Consider the following 14,903-nt stretch of genomic DNA (forward strand, 5'->3'; position numbering starts at 1 on the left):
TCTTCCGAATGATGATCTTCTTGTACTTACTTTGGAGACGATTTACCTCACAATGCAGTTGTAACGGCATTTTTCAATCTGGATACGCCTTCCTGTAATTGTTCATCTGACAAATGTGCAAAAGACAAATAGATACCATACTTCGTACCAACAGACGTTGAACTGCTGACTTCTGAGTATACCACACCTTGTGACCGAGCTGATTCCCGAAAGGCCTCATAAGTGGTCACATTACCTCGCCACCAACCAAACACGTGTAGACCCGCTTCATTCTCCACCCAATCAAACCATGTAGAGAGCTGCTTGTTCAAAAGTTTGAGTAACAGATGGAATTTCCGACTGTATAATCGATTCATTCTGCGCAGATGACGTTCATATTGACCGCTTGTCATGAATGCAGCTAATGCCCGTTGTTCGATCAGGTTGACGGGTCTTGGCTCGTATAATGCTTGTGCCTTTCTAAAGGTGTCAGCCAAGGTAGGGGGAAGAACCACATAACCAAGTCGTACTTCTAAAGGCAAGGTTTTGGTAAAGCTACCCAGGTAGATTACACGTCCTGCTTTATCGAGTGTTTTCAGTGGTTCAACATGCATTCCGCGATATCGGAATTCACTATCATAATCATCCTCAACAATCATGGCATCATTTCGCTGTGCCCAGTCCAGCAAGGTTTGTCTGCGTTCCAGACTGAGCATTTCACCAGTAGGAAATTGTCGTGACGGCGTGACAAACAACATACGTGCTTCCCAGTCCTGGGGCACAACGCCCTGACCATCGAGATTAGCTTCAATCAACTTTGCACCCGCAGCCAATATGGCTTTAGAAATCCCGACATAACAAGGACTTTCTGTCACGACATAATCCCCAGGATCTGCAAGTAATTGAGTGAGTAGAGCTATAGCTTGCATGGAGCCTGCAGTTACTGCAATATGATCCGGATCAACTTGAATGCCCCGCATCCTACGCAGATAGGCAGCAATGGCTTCTCTCAATTTTGGATCCCCGGTTGAACTAACCATGGCAGAGGTTGTTTTCAGGTGATGCTCACGCTGCCTTATCTCTGCATACAATCGATTATTCCATTCATCGTAAGGAAACTTGGAGAAATCAGGTTGATATTTGCTAAAGTCGATCACTTCGTCGCTATTCATTCTGGAATCATGTGTATGAGCATTGGCTGGTGTATTTCTTTGAATCGACTGCTGTTCAAACTGCTGAATACGATTCCCCCAGGCGGATAAGTGATGGGTACAAGCTTTCTCGGTGGACGCATTATTGTTCAAATCCAACTGGTAAGCAACAAAGGTTCCTCTTCCATGCTCTGAATGAATGTAACCTTGTGCAGTCAACGTATCATAGACCTGATTCACGGTTCCTCTGGAAATGTGATACGTCGCGGCTAACTCTCGAGTAGAGGGTAACTTCTCGCCATGTATAAGATTACCTTCATGAATTGCATCACGAATGGCATGATAGAGAGCCTTCATCTTCGTATATTTTCGGTTCAAATATGAACTGTAAGCTACATGAAATTGCATAGGACCTCCAGATTTATAAATGAAGTGGTACAATAAAAACCAAAAATATTGGATCTTTTTATATGACCATTCTCATTCTATACTAAATCATAGATTAGAGCGATGCCTTTATTGAAAATCACCCAAAAGTTAATTAGGAGGACTACAATCATGCAAACAGGTACAGATCGTGTAAAAAGAGGAATGGCTGAAATGCAAAAAGGTGGCGTCATCATGGACGTTATGAATGCAGAGCAAGCTAAAATCGCTGAGGCGGCAGGGGCAACAGCTGTTATGGCTCTTGAACGGGTACCTTCCGATATTCGCGCTGCTGGCGGTGTAGCTCGTATGGCAGATCCAACCATCGTTGAAGAGGTTATGAAGGTTGTATCTATCCCAGTTATGGCCAAAGCACGTATCGGTCATTACATAGAAGCCAAAGTGCTTGAATCCCTAGGTGTGGACTATCTCGATGAAAGTGAAGTTCTTACTCCTGCAGACGAAGTGTTCCATATCGATAAACATGAGTTTACTGTACCATTTGTATGTGGAGCCAAAGATTTGGGAGAAGCTCTTCGCCGTATTGGTGAGGGTGCATCGATGATTCGTACAAAAGGTGAGCCTGGAACGGGCAACATTGTTGAGGCAGTTCGTCATATGCGTCTAATTAACAGCCAGCTCCGTAAAGTGCAAAACATGTCCAAAGACGAGCTGTACGCTGAAGCCAAAAATCTAGGTGTAGCTTATGAGTTGCTGCGCGAAGTTCATGAAAACGGAAAACTTCCTGTCGTTAACTTTGCAGCAGGCGGTGTAGCTACTCCGGCGGACGCAGCATTAATGATGCACCTGGGAGCAGACGGTGTGTTTGTAGGATCAGGTATTTTCAAATCCGATAGCCCTGAGAAATTCGCTCGTGCAATCGTTGAAGCTACAACACATTACACCGATTACAAACTGATTGCTGAAGTATCCAAAAACTTGGGCGCCCCGATGAAAGGGATCGAAATTTCTAAATTGGCTCCAGAAGAGCGCATGTCCAACCGCGGTTGGTAAGAGCAGATAGAACAACTGGAGTATGAATAGTGTCAAGCAAAGCCGATCATAAATTGGATCGGCTTTTTTGTTATTGTTGACGAAAGCACAAGAAAAAAACGGAGAGGAGAATGTCCTTTTTTTCATCAATTGAGAATGATTATAATTATCATTTACGAGATTCGACATTTGCTGTATACTGACAATAACTATTTTACATAATGCATAAATAGAAAATTAAGGATTCAAAAGGGAGAGAATTAAATGTCTACACGCTTTAAAAAAGGAATGTTATTTTGTTTTATTGCTGCACTTGTTGTTGTACTTGCAGCCTGCTCCAATAGTAGTGATGGTAGCGATCAGGCAAACAATAACTCGCAGCAAGCAGCGAAAAATGTTGCAACAGATGAGAAGACATCGGATGCAGACGCTTCAGGTGCTGCTCAAACAACGTATCCATTAACCGTTTCAAATTATACAACAGAGAACGGCACGTGGGTGAAGAAGGATCAAACGTTTGACAAGGCACCTGAACGAGTAGTTGCCAATACCCAAGGTGCAGCCGAGCTGATGATTCGCCTTGGTTTGACAGACAAACTTGTAGGTGTGGCTGCGTTGTTTGGTAGTGTACCTGACGATATTGCTGATGAGTTTAAACAAATTCCTGTGCTTGCTGAAGGCTATGTAGGTAAGGAAGTGACCATAGGGGCTACGCCTGACCTGGTTGTAGGGCGTGGTGGATTGTTTGAGGATGCGGATTGGGGTGTTGGTACAGTAAGCAGCTTGAATGATATGGGGATTAAAACATATGTACAAAGCACCAGTGTTCCTGATGCATCGTTAGATAGTCTTTATCAGGACATTACTGAATTAGGTGAGATATTCAACGTACAAGCCAATGCAGCGGCATATATTGAGACGCTTAAAGCACGCGAGAATGCCTTGTCGGCCCGAGCTAGCGCTGAGACGATCAATTATGCATCATTTTCGGATAATGGTTATGGAACCATTGGCATTTACAACGGAAATGGTGATACGTTTATTGAAAGTGCAATGTCATTAATCAATATGCATAATATGCTGATTAATGAAACTGGCACACTCAGTCTGGAGAAGTTAATCGAGATTAATCCGGATGCAATGATTATTTCGAGGTATGCAGGTGGTATTGATCCTGAGCAGACGATTGAAAAGCTGCTTGCCAACAAACAGGTACAAAACATTAACGCAGTTAAAAACAAAAAAATCTACATTATTGATTTCAACAACTTCTGGGGTTACGGGGATTCCATCTTTACAGGTGTTGAAGGACTCGCTGATGATCTCGAGTTGTAATGAAGCCAAGGACAAAAACATAGTACCATTAAAAGTCGCTATTTTAGCGGCTTTTTTTGTTATCAGGGACCAAATTCCTGTCTAAAGCTGTTCCCGGTCAGCCTGAATGATAGCGAGAATGGAGTGAACACTCTATTTTAATACGATTTGACTTGTGAATGTATTATCGGTATAGTGTGAATCAGTTCACACTTCAAATTAAGGAGTAATCTATGCCAAAAAATACTTTCTTTCGTTTAGACGAAGCAAGGCGCGAGGAAATATCGAATAGCGCTATGCATCTTTTTGTTGATAATCTTTACGAGGATATAACTATGAAGATGGTTTTGGATAGTTTGTCCATGCACCCCGGAACATTTTATCGGTATTTTGAAGACAAAGATGACCTTTATTGTCACTTAATACGTAATGTGACCCAGAAAAGAGCTGCATACTTCAGTAACAGTAATGAAGATTCCCTTTACAGCTATTTCCTTACTGGCTTATTTGGTAACGTTAATGGCATGGTGACCGAGCCACTGAATGAGTTGGAAATCAAACTGACTAAAACATTTTCATATATTCCTGAGGACATTTTGCTGAAAGTATATGTGAATGTGTTAAAGGGCGAGTCATTCCCCATGATCAAGGACATTTTACGCCGAATGAGGGTTGATGGATATCTCCGACCGGATGTTGACGACGACCTGATTTCTTTTATGTTTGAGTCAATGCAGCTTAATTTAATCTTGTTTTTTAGGGAATTCGATATTAAGGACTCTAAGCTGCAACATAAGATCAGCAAGTACTTTGCTGAATTTATGGGCCATGGGCTGCTTGAAGATCATAAATATTCTGAAATGGTTAGCGATCTCAAGGGGGAAAGAAAATGAAAACCTATAATGCATTTCCAGAACCAATTGGCGGCTATACTGTCGGTCGAACCCAGATGGATTTGGAGTACACGGCATCAGATTACTCCAAAAGAGAACTGACCGCTTTTGTGTACTATCCGTCTGACAGTAGCGAAGGTAAGACTACATCAACGTACATGTTTCCTGAAGTCTACGAGATGTTTAATGAGCAGCCACTTGTCACCGCGTTGAAGGATGTTTTCTCTATAGATATCAAGACCCAGTGTTACGACGACCTTGCTCTTTCCGGGAAGGAGAAGCGCTATCCAGTGTTATTCTATGTGTGCGGCGGGGGCGGATCTCCAGAATGGGGGACAGTGCTCTGTACAGACTTGGCAAGCATGGGGTATGTTGTGGTAAGCATCGGCCATCAGAATAGCACGATGTATAAACGTAAAGATGGGCGCCTGTTTAATGTATCAAAGGACTTTTCGGATGTCATTACAGCCTTTGGTGAAGATCCGGAGATGCTGGCGTTAGCTGGTAAGATGGAGATGCGGCCTGACGATGAAACTGCCATTGAGATGTGCCGTAACGTGCTTGCACTGCCGATACTTTCCAAGATAACAGAGTATAGTGAATCACAGGCAGAAGACGTAAGGTATGTAGCCGATTATCTTTACAAACTGGACTCTGGAGAGCTGAATTCCATCTTTAAGGGCAGATTGTTGCTTGACATCGGCATGGGTATAGTCGGACATTCCTATGGAGGGCCTACGACGGCGATGGTTTGCCGTGATGATGACCGGTTCACCTGCGGGATTGGTTTGGATAGCAGTGCGTTTGGACTTCTTGACAGCAATCTTAAGAAACCTTTCTTGTTCCTGTTTTGTGAACCTAACTATAATATGAATGCGATTATTGGCGCTAACAATAGCATGGAAACCTATTATTTCTCAGTTGATCGTGTTGCACATTTGGATTACTGTGACATCGTGTTTACCAGTGTTAATGAGGAACTCAGAGGTGAACGGGATGCTATGGAGATGCGAAATATTGTTACAGACTATGCGAAGAACTTTTTTGATCATTACATACTGCAGAAGGCAGCAAGTGTGGAAATTCTGGCATACGATGGTGTGGAATTGATCAGGAAGACCAGCAACAAGTGACATAACCGAGAGTTTGCTGATTAATGTATGTCGAAGAGCTAGCCGTACAGACGCAGAGCCGATAACCCCTATTACGCGGTTATCGGCTCTCTGATATTGCAAATTGACATCCTGGTTCCAATAACTGACGCTTATTCGGCCTTAGTCCCGCCAGTGTTTACTTCGCTTCCAGGCTCCATCAACATGATATGACATTCCTTTTCGGCGGAAGGTTTGATCTCGACTCCCTTAGGGACAATATACATCTCGCCCTTGTAAATCTTCACTTGCCCATCACGAAAATCAATTATCATTTCCCCTTCGAGCACAAAAAATAACTTGTCAGTCTCCTCATGAACATGCCACTCAAAATCTCCAGCAATCTTAACGATCTTAAATTGATAGTCATTCATTTCACCAATGAGTTTCGGAGACCAAAGATCGTTTAATTTCGAAAATTCCTCATTCAATTTAATAGCTTGATAGTGCATCGTCATTCCTCCTGTGTATTAATCCTATATGTTCAGTATACTGATCTAAGCACTGGTATAACATGGATGCCTATTGAAATCAGGATGGATTATTGATGAACTTCAGACGATACTCCGTAGGAGAAATACCATATTGTTTCTTAAACACTCTGCTAAAATAAAAGGGGTCAGCAATGCCAACGGTCTCGGCAATCTGTTGTACAGACGCATCACTTGCCAATAACATTTGTTGTGCCATGTTTATACGATATTTCAATACATATTCTGCTGGACCCATACCTGCATGTCTTCTAAACACGTAGGAAAGTCGATTTCGATTAACATTATTTTGTTCTGCAAGCGATGCGACAGTCAGATTTTGAGCATAGTATTCTTGGATATAGGTAGAGACCCGTTCGAATAAAACATCTGATTCACAACTATTTTGCCTATGATCAACACATATTAAGGTCTCATTCAGTACATCGCGAAACAGCATTTCGGTCTGAAACTTTGAAATACCTCCGCGCTGAATATACACATGCCAAAGACGCGTGATTAATTCGATCAGACGTGGAGACTGACCCGTTGATAATTCAAAATGCTGATGGGAAAAGCTTGTCTCTTCGAGGTCCGAACTACATATCCGGTATAAAACGAGGATATATTCCCAGTCCGTTCTATGAAACACGGTTTGATCCAGTTTCATTTTCGCGCCCCCATGTACAACTTTTCCTGGTGAAAAAATATAGGGCGTACCATCAAATTGAAATTGTATTTTCCCTGTGAGAGGAAATACAAATCCAGGAAAAGAATCGGTATAGTCAGCCTGGGGAACCCCTGGATTTCTAGCATATCGATATACTCCTTCAACTTGAAAAGGAATGTGTGCAAAATGGGCTGCTAACTGATTAACGTCTACTTTCACATTACGTACCTCATTTCAAAAGTGTTTGCCGGTCATTCTAAGATAAATCGTTGTGCACCTTACTCCAACATTATTGATAACGATTATCACTGTCAACATATATAATGAAAAAGAAAGCTCTTTTTTACATATGGGCAATAGAATCCATCTTGTGTTAACATGTGCACTAACTAATCCAATTGTTTGCTTGAGAAGGGGAACCCATGTCAATCCGAATAAAAATGCTGCTGTCCTTCACGGGCATGCTTGTTATAAGTCTACTGTTCATCCTGCTTACGGCAAGTCTGTATACGATTGCGGCTACAGGAGATCTACAGAGTTTCCGCGATATTTACAAGGTACATTATCAGATCAACCCCCTGACTGAACAGGGAGAATCGATCTTTCAAGAGATGAAGTTTCTGGCCAAAAATGACCCGGATGACCTGCAGAACAAGGTTTTGCTGCGTGAATATGATATGAAGCTTCGAGCTGAGAAGTCAGGGCTCTACATCAGACGAGAGAATAGTCAGATCTTCGAATCACTGACCTTCAACCAGCCAGAACTGAAGCAAGCACTGCCTGCCTATGATCTTAACAATTATCAGATTCGGAGCACCTTCAATATTGGTGAGCGATTTTATGCGTATGCAAAATTTGATTTTCAATATTCAGATGGGGAACGGGGGAGTATCTTTGTCATTCGTGAGAGAAGCCCCTTTGCGGAGCTTACTCGCAAGTTGCTGCCTGTGATGTCATTCCTGCTTATTGGCGTCCTCATCATTGCAAATCTGCTCTTGTTCCGCTGGATCACGCGCAGCTTCATTAAACCCTTGAATCAACTACGAAGTTCAGCTGAACATATTAAGGATGGTAATCTATCCTTTAAACTTCAGCTAAACTCCAATGACGAGGTTGGTCAACTCAGCGAAGCGTTTGAGAGCATGAGGAATCAATTGCAGCTCTCCTATGCGTTACGTCAGCAGGACGAAGTGAACCGCAAAGAACTCATCTCCAACATTTCGCATGATCTCCGTACGCCGATTACCAATATCAAAGGGTATATTGAGGGTATTCGTGACGGCGTGGCTAATACTCCAGAGAAAATGGAGAGTTATGTTAATATCATTCACTCCAAAGCAGTTAGCATGGATAAGCTGGTGGATGAACTGTTTTTGTATTCCAAGCTCGACTTGAACCAAGAACCTTTCCTGTTTAAAGCAGTTGATCTCGCTGATTTCCTTGAAGATAGCATCGAAGAGCTGAGATATGATCTGGAGGACAAAGGTGTTGCCCTGGATTGGAATAACCAGGTGTCTGGTCCCGCTATGGCTGCTGTGGATCCGGAGAAGTTAAAACGTACCGTTGTTAATGTGGTGGATAATGCACTCAAATACATGGAGAATGAACACAAACGATTCGAGATTACACTTCAAGCTGATGAGAAATGGATTACGATGGCGTTTAAAGATAATGGCAGGGGAATACCTGAAGAGGCACTGCCTTATATATTTGAACGCTTCTATCGTGCAGAACAATCCCGGAATTCCTCAACGGGCGGAAGTGGGCTCGGGCTAGCAATTGCCCGCCAAATCATTGATGGACATGGGGGCTTTATCTGGGCAGAAAGCCAGCCCAATGATGGCACGAGTATATATATCAAACTGAAACGGCTGAATGAAGAGAGGAACTAATGAGTAATGGCAAACATTTTGATCATTGAAGACGAAACAACGATTGCGGAACTGGAACGGGATTATTTTGAGCTCAACGGATTTTCCGTGGATCTCTGCCATACTGGAGATGAAGGTCTGAAGCAGGCACTGGAGGGGGACTATAATCTGATCATTGTTGATCTGATGCTTCCGGGACTTGACGGATTCGAATGTTGCAGGCGCATTCGCGAGGTAAAAGAGGTGCCCATCCTTGTCGTTTCCGCGAAAAAGGAAGAAATCGATAAGATCCGGACATTTAATCTGGGAGTGGATGATTTTATTACAAAACCGTTTAGCCCAAGTGAGTTGGTTGCACGAGCAAAGGCTCATTTGACCCGATACGAGAGACTACTTGGCAAAAACAAACCAGCTGAGCAGGATGAAATCCACATTCGCGGGCTTCACATTGACAAAGGATCACGCCGCGTTTTTGTTAATGGAGAAGAGGTGGCGATTACAACCAAGGAATTCGAGTTACTTGTATTTCTTGCGAGTCATCCCAACCGTGTATTCAGCAAATCAGATCTGTTCGAGCGGATCTGGGGCATGGATTCCACCGGAGACATTGCAACGGTTACTGTCCATATTCGCAAACTGCGCGGCAAGCTGGAGACAGACCCCAAAAATCCGGAGTATATTGAAACCGTCTGGGGTGCAGGCTACCGGTTTACTGCATAAGTTTCGTGAAAATTTAGAGCCAGTTTATATTTTGTTAATAACTTTAGCCTTGGGAGTTTCTTTTTGTCCTCTATTCTATAGATACAGGCAACTACAACCTATAGAGGAGGAATTCAACTATGAATTCTACAACCCGCAAAATCGCTACATTTCTAACCATAACTGCATTAGGTACAGCAGTGTTCCCGTTAACTGCGAATCAAGTACATGCAGCTACATACGTTACTAACATTGCGGCAACAACCACACAGCTTAACCAACAACAGATTGAAGCTGCTATCAAGGATCTGAATAGCTTGGGGATCATGAACGGGTATGCAGATCAATCTATGGGTGAACATCGAGCAATTACCCGTGCGGAGTTAGCTTCATTGGTTTTCAAAACGTTTAATTTGGAGAGCAAGACGGGAGAAACCGTAGAATTGACGGATGTGAATCCGAATGCATGGTATGCGCCATATGCGTCAAAGCTTGTTGAACTTGGCATCATGCAGGCTAACGATGGACAATTCAATCCGCAAATTCAAGTGTCGGATGCTGAACTCGAACAGGTCGTATCCAAAGCGATGCAACGTGATGTAAAGTCCGTTCACCATTGGATGAGCGAGTTCTACTCCGAGAACGGTACAGCAACCCGTGGCGAAACAGCAGTGCTGTTGCAAACTGCACACCAAGCTATTCCTTCGGAGCAAGCTCAAATCAAGAGCGTTAGATCACTGAATGCCATTACGTTAATTGTAACTTTTGACAAGCCGCTGACAGCAGCGAATGAAGCTTTTGCCAAGGCACAAACGGACTTTGCGTTTAGTGGTGGGTTGACGTTAACCAATATGCCCCGTTTGAAAACAGGGTCAATCGCGACTTACATCGTTCCAACGTCCGTACAAGATGCTAGTGAAGTGTACAACCTGACTTACAAAGGCCAAGACGCTGGTTCCTTTGAAGGCAGTGGTACGAAAATAAACATGACAACGGTTAGTCAAGTAACGAATGATACATTCGAGATTGAAGCATTGCAAGTGAACAGTGTCGTGGATTATGGTTACATCATTTCGGCTTACAGTGGTGGTCGAGGAGCTAATGCATTTGTGCTGAATGATCAAGAGCAAGCAGGAGGCAAAACGTATCAGATCATCTCTTCCATGCAGGCAAGACAAGTTGTAATTACGCCAGAAGGTGGCGAGCCTATCGTTGCCAGATATGTTCCGTTCACGCAATCCACAGATGGCAAACAAGAACCGAAGTTCCGTTTGCCTGAGGGACAAACGTTGAAATCAGGTGTCACATATACGGTTTCTTCGGATTGGGCCAACATCGAAAATGCTTCATTTACGGCGAAATCGTTTGATCCACTAGTGGTTGCAAGTGCTCAAGCAGTGAGCGAAACCTCCATTGAAGTTACACTTGACCAGGACCCTGGGGATGAACTGTTCTCTGGTCGAAGTGTAACGTTAACTTCACCTAGCGGGGATGTTCTGACGGCCACTTATAAATATTCAAGTCGAAAAGGTGCGACGGGTGTATTCGACCTAACAAATGATGGAAAGTTGACTCCGGGTACTACGTATACAATAAACCCAGTTGGGGATTGGAGTATCGCTTCTTCGGTCACCTTGACACTGGAGTAAAGGAGGCAGTATGAGTAAAACGCTGATTATCGTTGTCCTGATAAGCAGTATGTTGATCGTTCAAGGTTGCGTGCCTGAAATGAGAAACAACTCCAACGTGGAGGAAAAGGCCATGACTTCAGCAGATGAACAGCTGTTCAAGGCAGTAGAGGACAGCGATACTGAACGCATCGAAAAAATGATTCAAGCAGGTGCCAATATCAATGCTCAAGATCAGAGTGGACGAACCGCTACAATGATTGCAACTTACAATAATGATCTAACATCGGCTAAAGTGTTAATTGAAGCGGGGGCAGATGTGAATATACAGGACGATATGAAAAATACCCCGTTTCTGTATGCTGGCGCTGAAGGATACTTGGATATTTTGAAGCTGACAATCGAGGCGGGAGCGGACCCAGCGATAACAAATCGATATGGAGGGACAGCACTTATTCCAGCTTCGGAGCATGGATATGTGGATGTAGTGCAAGAACTACTGACTCAAACTTCGGTGGATGTGGACCATGTGAATCAATTGGGATGGACAGCACTACTCGAAGCGATCATTCTTAACGATGGCAATGCTCGGCAGCAGGAGACGATACAATTACTCATTGACCACGGAGCAGACGTAAACATATCGGACCGTGATGGGGTGTCACCACTCAGTCATGCGAAGAATAATGGCTTCAAAGAAATTGAAGACATTTTGGTACGAGCTGGTGCGAAATAGAACCCTTTTAGGGTGAATAAAGAAACAAACATGTTGAGATATATGTAAAAATGGTTTTCATGGAGCGCCTGATTCCTTCTATGCTGAAGGGCAGGCGCTTCATTCAATCCATCTTACGTGTATGAAACTGGCATAGTCTTAACATAACATGATTAGATACAAGAACGAAGATCTTAAAAATTGAATATCTCTGCTTTAAAGTTTGCTATAGTTTACCACCATGCTTCCGGATAAAATGGAAATACCAACCATGTAAGCGCTATCTATTATTGCGCTGATTATACATGTTGGAATCATTCATGGAGGTGTATGATGAAGAGGAAGTCTTGGTATACTTTGGCGGTAACTGGTGTCATCTCTTTGTTTTTTTCGGTAAGCGCTTTCGCGGGTTATGTGTTCTGGGAACCTCTAACCTATTTTAACGCAAGTACGTGGCAAAAAGCGGATGGGTATTCCAATGGGAACATGTTTAACTGTACGTGGAGGGCTAACAATGTTAATTTTACAAGTGACGGCAAGCTTAAGCTTGGTTTGACCAGCTCTGCACAGAACAAGTTTGATTGCGGAGAGTATCGTACCACGAATACGTATGGGTACGGCTTGTATGAAGTCAGTATGAAACCTGCCAAGAACACAGGTGTAGTTTCCTCATTTTTCACATACACAGGTCCTGCACATGGCACCCAATGGGATGAGATTGATATCGAATTTTTAGGAAAAGACACAACCAAAGTTCAGTTTAATTATTATACCAATGGGGTTGGTAATCATGAGAAGATTATCAATCTAGGGTTTGATGCATCCCAGGGCTTCCATACGTACGCATTTGACTGGCAGCCGGGACATATCAAATGGTATGTTGATGGTGTATTGAAACATACGGCAACCAGCAATATTCCTAAAACACCGGGAAAAATCATGATGAACCTGTGGAATGGAACAGGAGTAGATAGCTGGCTCGGTCCTTATAATGGGGCCAATCCGCTCTATGCAGAGTACGATTGGGTCAAATATACGAGTAATTAAGCAGACTGAAGCAGCCGTTAGCGGCTGCTTTTTTCTATATTCTGGCATTGTATTTATTCAATATATGTATTCAATATCCAATATCCTAAATTAATGCAATAAATGTTGCAATATTAGTATGGGCATAAATATCAAAAATTCATTATGATTAACCTGTAAGCAACATTACATAGACTGGGGGAACGAAGTTGGACACAAGTAAAAAGAGACGAGTAGGCAGTTTGGTCATGATCGGTGTATTGGCCCTATCTGCAGCCTTGAGTGGGTGTAGTAACGGGAGCGATAAGAAAACAGAATCGAGTACACCAGCGACAACGTTGGAGCTCAAAAATGGGAAGTATGATCCACCAGTATCCATTACGTATTTACGACCATGGGGTCCAGACGTGAAGTTTAAGTCAGGCGAGGATCAGGATAACAACGTCCATACAAAATGGGCCAAGGAGAAACTCGGAATTGAGTTGAAAAACCAGTGGATATCTCCATCCACCAATAATGCATTTGAGACAAAACTGCGTCTATCGCTTGCTTCCAATGCGGACATGCCGGACATTATTTCGTATCGCGGCGAATTCAATCTGGTGCGTGAATTGATTGAGTCCGGAAAATTTGTCGATGCGGGCGAGTTGTTTGACAAATATGCCAGCGACACATGGAAAGCAGCCGTAAACGAAGATCCTTCCGTATGGTATCCATACATGCAAGATGGCAAAAAGATCGGTATTCCGATTCTGGACTATTCCTATAATGGTGATCCTGTCATGTGGATCCGTGAAGACTGGATGAAGAAATTCAATCTGGAAGCACCTAAAACGATAGATGATCTTGAAGTCATTATGGAAACGTTTACGAATCAAGATCCGGATGGCAATGGGAAGCAGGACACTTACGGACTCACCATTGGCTTCAAGAACTGGCTGAACACATGGATGTCAGAAGCTGGGTGGGTATTTGGCGCTTATGGTACAATGCCAAACCAATGGAATCTGACGGCAGATGGAAAACTTGAATACGGTTCCGTTACACCTGGTGCAAAGCAGGCTTTGGCCAAATTACAGAGCTGGATGAGCAAAGGGTATATCCCGGAAGAAGCCGGCGTGTATGATGAGACAAAAGCAGCTGAAGAATTTACTGCCGGAAAAGCAGGTATTGTGGTTGGTCCTCACTGGATGCCATCCTGGCCGCTGGAGGATGTGAAGAAAAACAATCCGGAGGCTGAATACAAGGCGTATCCAATTCCTTCTGGTCCAAACGGTCAAGCAGGAAGACACGGTACGTCAAACGGAAACGGCGTAGTTCTGATTAACAAAGACATGAAAAATCCGGAAGCCTTTTTCACCTATCAGAACTATCTCTTTGATCACTATGCAAATCCTAAAGAGGGCGATGAGTTCGAGCATGGATTTGCCGAAGGATACGATTGGGTTATGGTAGATGGGAAACCATCAACCGATGCAAGTCTTACGGGGGGTTATGCTCCCGAGAAGTACACGTTGACTTTTGATGGAGCGAGAATACCAAATCTAAGCATGACAACACTTGCCAAGCTGGCAAGCGGTGAAGAAGCAACTACACCGTTTGAGAAGAAAATCAAATCAGGTGTACCAGTACCTATGCTTGATGCAGCCAAGATTGTTTTGGATCAAAAAGATATCGTGTTCAATCAAATGTTTACCGGTGCACCTTCAATGACGATGCAGATGAACAATGACATTTTGACGAAGATGGAGAAAGACACCTTCTCTCAAATTGTATATGGTAAAACCTCCGTGGATGCGTTCGACTCATTTGTTGAGAAGTGGAAGTCTTCAGGTGGAGATCAGATTACGAAAGAAGTTAACGAGTGGTATGATTCCGTGAAAAGCGGAAAATAGGATGACGCAGGGCTGGCTGAAA

General features: G+C 43.3%; 13 protein-coding genes. 10 read left to right on the top strand and 3 right to left on the bottom strand.

Translation table 11 applies throughout. The features are described from left to right. Positions 1-47: 47 nt before the first annotated feature. The gene (pdxR, locus tag PAEAM_RS13410) at positions 48-1,538 is read right to left on the bottom strand and encodes a MocR-like pyridoxine biosynthesis transcription factor PdxR (RefSeq protein ID WP_100527872.1); all 1,491 of its coding nucleotides are present in this window, start codon (positions 1,536-1,538) and stop codon (positions 48-50) included. A 147-nt stretch (positions 1,539-1,685) separates the two neighbouring features. On the opposite strand from pdxR, the gene pdxS reads away from it, so the two are divergent. From pdxS to PAEAM_RS13430, 4 genes are all read left to right on the top strand, one after another. Continuing rightward, on the top strand, positions 1,686-2,570 hold the full coding sequence (gene pdxS / locus PAEAM_RS13415; protein WP_200869424.1) for a pyridoxal 5'-phosphate synthase lyase subunit PdxS: 885 nt from the start codon (positions 1,686-1,688) through the stop codon (positions 2,568-2,570). Between the two features lie 243 nt (positions 2,571-2,813). Further along, positions 2,814-3,884, top strand: coding sequence for an ABC transporter substrate-binding protein (locus PAEAM_RS13420; RefSeq protein ID WP_100527873.1), 1,071 nt, complete (start codon positions 2,814-2,816; stop codon positions 3,882-3,884). A 212-nt stretch (positions 3,885-4,096) separates the two neighbouring features. After that, positions 4,097-4,756 carry a TetR/AcrR family transcriptional regulator gene (locus tag PAEAM_RS13425; RefSeq protein ID WP_100527874.1) on the top strand — a complete coding sequence of 220 codons (660 nt, stop codon included), beginning with the start codon at positions 4,097-4,099 and terminating at the stop codon, positions 4,754-4,756. Then, a complete protein-coding gene (locus PAEAM_RS13430; protein WP_100527875.1) occupies positions 4,753-5,889 on the top strand; it encodes an alpha/beta hydrolase in 1,137 nt (378 codons plus the stop codon). The genes PAEAM_RS13425 and PAEAM_RS13430 overlap by 4 nt, the downstream gene beginning before the upstream one ends. A gap of 131 nt (positions 5,890-6,020) precedes the next feature. On the opposite strand, the gene PAEAM_RS13435 is transcribed toward PAEAM_RS13430, so the two are convergent. Next, complete coding sequence (locus PAEAM_RS13435) at positions 6,021-6,359, bottom strand: cupin domain-containing protein (RefSeq protein WP_100527876.1); 339 nt, start codon at positions 6,357-6,359, stop codon at positions 6,021-6,023. Between the two features lie 79 nt (positions 6,360-6,438). Beyond that, positions 6,439-7,266 (bottom strand): helix-turn-helix transcriptional regulator, encoded by an 828-nt coding sequence (locus PAEAM_RS13440; protein WP_100527877.1) that lies wholly within the window; start codon positions 7,264-7,266, stop codon positions 6,439-6,441. A gap of 203 nt (positions 7,267-7,469) precedes the next feature. Between PAEAM_RS13440 and PAEAM_RS13445 the strand changes: the two genes are divergently transcribed. The 6 genes from PAEAM_RS13445 to PAEAM_RS13470 all read left to right on the top strand — a co-directional run bounded on the left by PAEAM_RS13445 (position 7,470) and on the right by PAEAM_RS13470 (position 14,881). Beyond that, positions 7,470-8,939 (top strand): sensor histidine kinase, encoded by a 1,470-nt coding sequence (locus PAEAM_RS13445; protein ID WP_100527878.1) that lies wholly within the window; start codon positions 7,470-7,472, stop codon positions 8,937-8,939. Positions 8,940-8,945: 6 nt separating this feature from the next. Continuing rightward, on the top strand, positions 8,946-9,638 hold the full coding sequence (locus tag PAEAM_RS13450; RefSeq protein WP_047843050.1) for a response regulator transcription factor: 693 nt from the start codon (positions 8,946-8,948) through the stop codon (positions 9,636-9,638). Between the two features lie 119 nt (positions 9,639-9,757). Further along, positions 9,758-11,266: an S-layer homology domain-containing protein gene (locus PAEAM_RS13455; RefSeq protein ID WP_100527879.1), complete on the top strand. Its 1,509-nt coding sequence runs from the start codon at positions 9,758-9,760 to the stop codon at positions 11,264-11,266. Between the two features lie 10 nt (positions 11,267-11,276). Further along, positions 11,277-11,981, top strand: coding sequence for an ankyrin repeat domain-containing protein (locus PAEAM_RS13460; protein WP_100527880.1), 705 nt, complete (start codon positions 11,277-11,279; stop codon positions 11,979-11,981). 312 nt (positions 11,982-12,293) lie between these two features. Next, on the top strand, positions 12,294-13,007 hold the full coding sequence (bglS, locus tag PAEAM_RS13465; RefSeq protein ID WP_036615630.1) for a beta-glucanase: 714 nt from the start codon (positions 12,294-12,296) through the stop codon (positions 13,005-13,007). A gap of 227 nt (positions 13,008-13,234) precedes the next feature. Next, the gene (locus PAEAM_RS13470) at positions 13,235-14,881 is read left to right on the top strand and encodes an extracellular solute-binding protein (protein ID WP_051447411.1); all 1,647 of its coding nucleotides are present in this window, start codon (positions 13,235-13,237) and stop codon (positions 14,879-14,881) included. Positions 14,882-14,903 lie beyond the last annotated feature (22 nt).

It is taken from the genome of Paenibacillus sp. GM1FR (assembly GCF_002803315.1).
Taxonomy (GTDB): domain Bacteria; phylum Bacillota; class Bacilli; order Paenibacillales; family Paenibacillaceae; genus Paenibacillus; species Paenibacillus amylolyticus.

What these genes read in the sequence shown, in the direction of transcription:
- pdxR (WP_100527872.1), bottom strand. Translation starts at nt 1,538, where the DNA reads ATGCAATTTCATGTAGCTTACAGTTCATATTTGAACCGAAAATATACG.
- PAEAM_RS13420 (WP_100527873.1), top strand. Translation starts at nt 2,814, where the DNA reads ATGTCTACACGCTTTAAAAAAGGAATGTTATTTTGTTTTATTGCTGCA.
- PAEAM_RS13425 (WP_100527874.1), top strand. Translation starts at nt 4,097, where the DNA reads ATGCCAAAAAATACTTTCTTTCGTTTAGACGAAGCAAGGCGCGAGGAA.
- PAEAM_RS13430 (WP_100527875.1), top strand. Translation starts at nt 4,753, where the DNA reads ATGAAAACCTATAATGCATTTCCAGAACCAATTGGCGGCTATACTGTC.
- PAEAM_RS13435 (WP_100527876.1), bottom strand. Translation starts at nt 6,359, where the DNA reads ATGCACTATCAAGCTATTAAATTGAATGAGGAATTTTCGAAATTAAAC.
- PAEAM_RS13445 (WP_100527878.1), top strand. Translation starts at nt 7,470, where the DNA reads ATGTCAATCCGAATAAAAATGCTGCTGTCCTTCACGGGCATGCTTGTT.
- PAEAM_RS13450 (WP_047843050.1), top strand. Translation starts at nt 8,946, where the DNA reads ATGGCAAACATTTTGATCATTGAAGACGAAACAACGATTGCGGAACTG.
- PAEAM_RS13455 (WP_100527879.1), top strand. Translation starts at nt 9,758, where the DNA reads ATGAATTCTACAACCCGCAAAATCGCTACATTTCTAACCATAACTGCA.
- PAEAM_RS13460 (WP_100527880.1), top strand. Translation starts at nt 11,277, where the DNA reads ATGAGTAAAACGCTGATTATCGTTGTCCTGATAAGCAGTATGTTGATC.
- bglS (WP_036615630.1), top strand. Translation starts at nt 12,294, where the DNA reads ATGAAGAGGAAGTCTTGGTATACTTTGGCGGTAACTGGTGTCATCTCT.
- PAEAM_RS13470 (WP_051447411.1), top strand. Translation starts at nt 13,235, where the DNA reads ATGATCGGTGTATTGGCCCTATCTGCAGCCTTGAGTGGGTGTAGTAAC.